4 protein-coding genes are annotated in these 4,581 nt (G+C 73.0%); 1 reads left to right on the top strand and 3 read right to left on the bottom strand.

The annotated features are described in order from the left end of the window. Positions 1-1,179, top strand: a 1,179-nt coding sequence (locus tag OOT08_RS12740; protein WP_325093117.1) for a phospholipid carrier-dependent glycosyltransferase, incomplete at its 5' end; no start/stop codon positions are given. 77 nt (positions 1,180-1,256) lie between these two features. Here the strand turns inward: OOT08_RS12740 and OOT08_RS12735 are convergent. From OOT08_RS12735 to OOT08_RS12725, 3 genes are all read right to left on the bottom strand, one after another. Then, positions 1,257-2,966: an FAD-dependent oxidoreductase gene (locus tag OOT08_RS12735; RefSeq protein WP_325093116.1), complete on the bottom strand. Its 1,710-nt coding sequence runs from the start codon at positions 2,964-2,966 to the stop codon at positions 1,257-1,259. Positions 2,967-3,263: 297 nt separating this feature from the next. Then, positions 3,264-3,947 (bottom strand): response regulator transcription factor, encoded by a 684-nt coding sequence (locus tag OOT08_RS12730; protein WP_325093115.1) that lies wholly within the window; start codon positions 3,945-3,947, stop codon positions 3,264-3,266. Further along, the coding region (locus OOT08_RS12725; protein WP_325093114.1) for a sensor histidine kinase at positions 3,944-4,581 on the bottom strand (638 nt) is incomplete at its 5' end. The genes OOT08_RS12725 and OOT08_RS12730, both read right to left, overlap by 4 nt.

Raw genomic sequence — 4,581 nt, 5'->3', positions numbered from 1 at the left:
CTGATCGCGCACCGGCTCTTCGGGCGGATGACGATCACGGCGCTCGCCGGGTTCCTGCTCGCGATCGACGGGGTGCACATCGTGCTGACCCGGGTGGGCCTGCTCGATGGCTTCCTGGCGCTGTTTACGACGCTGGGCGCGTGGTGTTTCCTGATGGATCACGCGTGGCTGGCCGGGCGGTGGCGGGCGTGGGCGCGCACCCCGGCTGGGCGGGATCGGGCCGGGGTGGGGCCGGTGTTCTGGTGGCGGCCGTGGCTGCTCGCCGGGGCGGTGACGCTGGGGCTCGCGGCGAGCATCAAGTGGTCGGGGCTGTACGTGCTCGCCGCGTTCCTGCTGCTGTCGGTGGCGAGCGATCTGATTGTGCGGGCTCGGTTGCGGGTGCCGCGCTGGGCGGTGGGCGGGCTGCTCGCGCAGGCTCCCGCGACGGGGCTCATCGCCCTGCCCACGGCGTTCCTGGCGTACCTCGCGACCTGGGCGGGGTGGATCGCGACGTCGGGCGGGTGGCTCCGGCAGTGGTCGGCGGAGCACCCGGCGACGGGGCTTGCCGGGCTGGTGCCGGACTGGGCGCGGTCCCTGTGGCGCTATCACGTGGATATGTACGGCTGGCACAGCACCCTGCAGGCCCCGCACCCCTACAGCTCGCACCCGCTGACGTGGCCGCTGGGCCTGCGGCCGACGAGCATGTACTACCTGGGGTCGGAGACGGGCGAGAACGGGTGCCTGCTCGATCGGTGCTCCGAGGCGATCACTCCGATCCCGAACGTGTTGCTGCTCTGGGGCGGGCTCGCCGCGCTGCTCGTGCTGGCGGGCTGGCTGCTGGTCCGTGCGGTGCTTGGCGGGACGCAGCACCGGCTGACCCTTGCCGCCGCGTTCATCGTGACCGGCTACCTCGCGGGCTATCTGCCCTGGCTCCTGATGCCCTCGCGCAGCGCGGTGTTCCAGTTCTACACGGTCGTGCTGACGCCGTTTCTCGCGCTCGCCCTCGCGGCGGTGATCTGGTGGTTCCTGCAACCGCGCCGGGGGCTCGGCGCGCTCGACCGGCGGATGCGCCGGATCACAGTGCTCATCTTCGTGCTGGCCGCGGCGCTCGTCAGCGCGTACTTCCTCCCGCTCTGGCTGGGTACGCAGACCTCCTTCGGGTTCTGGAGCCTGCACATGTGGCTCCCCGGCTGGCGCTAACCCGGCGGGAAGCAGCGAGCAGGCCCGTGCTGCGCGGTCCGGGGGCTCCGGGCAGCACGCGCCCGCTCACGAGCGGGCTACGGGGTGGACCGCTCCCGGGCGGCCGAGCCCGCGCGCCAGGTGAGAAAGCCCCCGTCGAGGTTCGACACGTCGTGCCCGAGCTGGCGCAGCAGCGCCGCGGCGGTGTGACCGCGCTGACCCACCTGGCAGTGCACAATCAGCGGCGCATCGGGCAGTTCCCCCGCGCGCTCCCGGATCTCGTCGAGGGGCAGGTTGATCGAACCGGGGATGGCCCCCGCGGCGAATTCCCCGGGCGAGCGCACGTCGAGCAGCACCGCGCCCGCGTCTCGAAGCGCGGGCATCTCGTGCCACTGGACGCTCCGGGACTCGGCGGCGAGGTTCTCGTTCACGTAGCCGATCAGGTTGATCGGGTCCTTTGCCGAGCCGAACTGCGGCGCGTAGGCCAGCTCCAGCTGGGTGAGCTGGGTCGCGGTGAGCCCGGCGAACATCGCGGTCGCGATCACGTCGATCCGCTTGTCCACGCCGTCGCGGCCGACGGCCTGCGCCCCGAGGATCAGATCCGTCTCGGGGTCCACCATCAGCTTGAGCGCGATCTGCTCCGCGCCCGGGTAGTAGCCCGCGTGCGAGAGCGGGTGCGTGTGGATCACGCGGTGCGCGCGCCCGTCCGCCCGCAGCCGGGTCTCGGAGTGCCCAACGACCGCGGCCTGCAGGCCGAACAGCCCGATGATCGAGGTGCCGAGCGCGGGGGTCGCCTCGACCGGAAGCCCCGCGATCGCGTCCGCGGCCGCGCGGCCGTGCCGGTTCGCGAGCCCCGCCATCGTGACGAGCCCGCGGGAGCCGTCCACCGCGTCCGTCTTCTCGACGGCGTCGCCGACCGCGAAGATGTTCGGGTCGTTCGTGCGGTGCGCGCCGTCCACGGCGATGCCGCCGGAGTCCCCGAGGACGATGCCCGCCGCGCGGGCGGGGCCGATGGCCGGGACCACGCCGCGCGCGTCGATGATGAGCGCGGGCCGCACGGCGCTGCCGTCGCTCAGCCGCACGTCCCCGTCCCGGGACTCGGCTTCGACCGCGGTGGTGTTGAGCCGCACCTCGACGCCGTGTTCGAGCATCGTGTCGTGCAGCCGAGTGCTCATCTCCGGGTCAAGGACGCGGAAGAGCTGCCCCGAGTGCTGGAGCAGGAGCACCGTCGCCCCGCGGAGCGCGAGGTTCTCGGCCGCCTCCAGGCCGATGAAGCCGCCGCCCAGGACGAGCGCGAGCGGGGCGTCACCCGCGTCGGCGAGGGCGGCATGAATGGCGTCGACGTCCTCGACGCTGCGCAGGGAGTGCGTCGGAATGCCCGCGATCGTCTGCCGCTCCCGCAGCTCGGCGCCTGGCGCGAGGATGAGGCGGTCGTAGCGCTCCTCGTGCTCGGCCCCGGAGTCGAGGTCGCGCACGGTCACCGTCTGCGCGGCGCGGTCGATCCGGATCGCCTCGGTGCGCACGCGCACATCGAGGCGGAACCGGGAGCTCAGCCCCTCTGGGCTCTGCAGGAGCAGCTTCGCCCGATCCTCGATGACGCCGCCGATGTGGTACGGCAGGCCGCAGTTCGCGAAGGACACGTAGCCCCCGCGCTCAAGGACCACGATCTCGGCGGTCTCGTCGAGGCGGCGCAGCCGGGTCGCGGCGGACATGCCCCCGGCGACGCCGCCAATGATCACGGTGCGCAGGCCGCGGATGCGTGCCGTCTCGCCCTCGCTCGGAACGGTCTGGGTGTGCTGGGTCGTCATGGTGTGCGTCTCTCCCTGGATTCGTTTCAGCCTAGCCGCGCCCGAAGAGGCGGGACCAGAACCCCGTGGCCGGTTCCCCCTGGTGCCCGGCGCAGCGGTCGCTCTTGGGCACACCGGCGAGCACCTGGTTCACGTGCTGACCGCAGCCAGCCCAGGTCATCTTTCCGCAGGTTCGACACACGACAGCACGGCACACAGGAACTCCGATCGTTGGCGGGGGCGACTCCCCTCGCCACCAAGATACCCCCGGGGGTATTTTGAAGCCTGAGAGCGCGCCGACCGCGGGCCGGGCCCGCGTCAGAGCAGCTTGCGGCTGAGCGCCCAGGCGGTGAGCTCGTGCCGGTTGGAGAGCTGGAGCTTGCGAAGCACCTTCGACACGTGCGTCTCGACCGTCTTCACGGAGAGGAACAGCTCCGCGGCGACCTCCTTGTAGGCGTAGCCGCGAGCGATCAGCCGCATGACCTCCTGCTCGCGTGCGGAGAGCCGGTCGAGCTCGTCATCGGCAACCGCGGTCTCCCCGCCCACAACGCCGAAGGCGTCGAGCACGAACCCCGCCAGCCGGGGGGAAAACACCGCGTCGCCGCCGTGGACGCGGGCCGCCGCCTGCGAGACCTCGGCCCCCGACGCGCTCTTCGTGAGGTAGCCGCGGGCCCCGGCCCGGATCACGCTCACCACGTCCTCGGCCGCGTCCGAGACGCTCAGGGCAAGGAAGGTGCTCGGCGTCCCCGATTCGGCGACCCGGCGGATCACCTCAGCGCCGCCGCCGCCCGCGCCCCCGGGCAGGTGCACGTCGAGGAGCACGACGTCGGGGGCCGTGCCCTGGATGACGGTGACGGCCTCGTCCACGCTGCCCGCCTCCCCCACCACGTCCAGGTTCGGGCTCAGGTCGGCGCGCAGTCCCGAGCGGAAAATGGAGTGGTCATCGACGATGACCACGCGCAGACCCTGCCGGGTCGGCTCGGCCGGGGATACATCGGTCACGGGGTGGCTCCTTCGGTCGCGGGCGGGGTTGGGTTCTGGCTGTGGGTCGGGCTGTGGGTTGCGTTCGGGGGCGCGCCCGGCGGCGAGGCCTCGGCGGCGGCCCGGGGCACGGACAGCCGGACGCTCGTGCCCGTCCCGCCGGGGCCGGGCACGATCCGGGCGGAACCGCCCGCGCGCTCCATCCGGCCGAGGATCGATTCGCGCACCCCCATCCGGCCCTCCGGCACCGCGTCGAGGTCGATGCCCGGGCCGCGGTCCGTGATGTCCACCGCGAGCGCCGCCGCCGAGGCCTCCGCAAAGACGGTGACGTCGCCGCCCGCGTGCCGGGCCGCGTTCAGCATCGCCTCGCGGGCCGCGGCGATCAGCGCCTCCGGCGCGAGCACCTGGCCCGCGCCGACCGAGACGATTTCGAAGCGCACGGCAAAGTCGCGCTCCAGGGCCGCGGCCTGCTCCCGCAGGCCAGCCTCGAGGTTGAGCGCGCCGTCCTCGGCGTCCCCGGGGCCGCGGAACAGCCACTCGCGCAGGTCGCGCTCCTGCCCCCGGGCCAGGCGGGAGACCTCACTGCCCGGCTCCGACTTCTGCTGGATCAGGGCCAACGTCTGCAACACGGAGTCGTGGAGGTGCGCGGCGATCT

Origin of the sequence: Leucobacter sp. M11, assembly GCF_035726885.1 — a bacterium.
Taxonomy (GTDB): domain Bacteria; phylum Actinomycetota; class Actinomycetes; order Actinomycetales; family Microbacteriaceae; genus JAPFRB01.
This window is presented reverse-complemented; position numbering and strand designations above follow the sequence as displayed.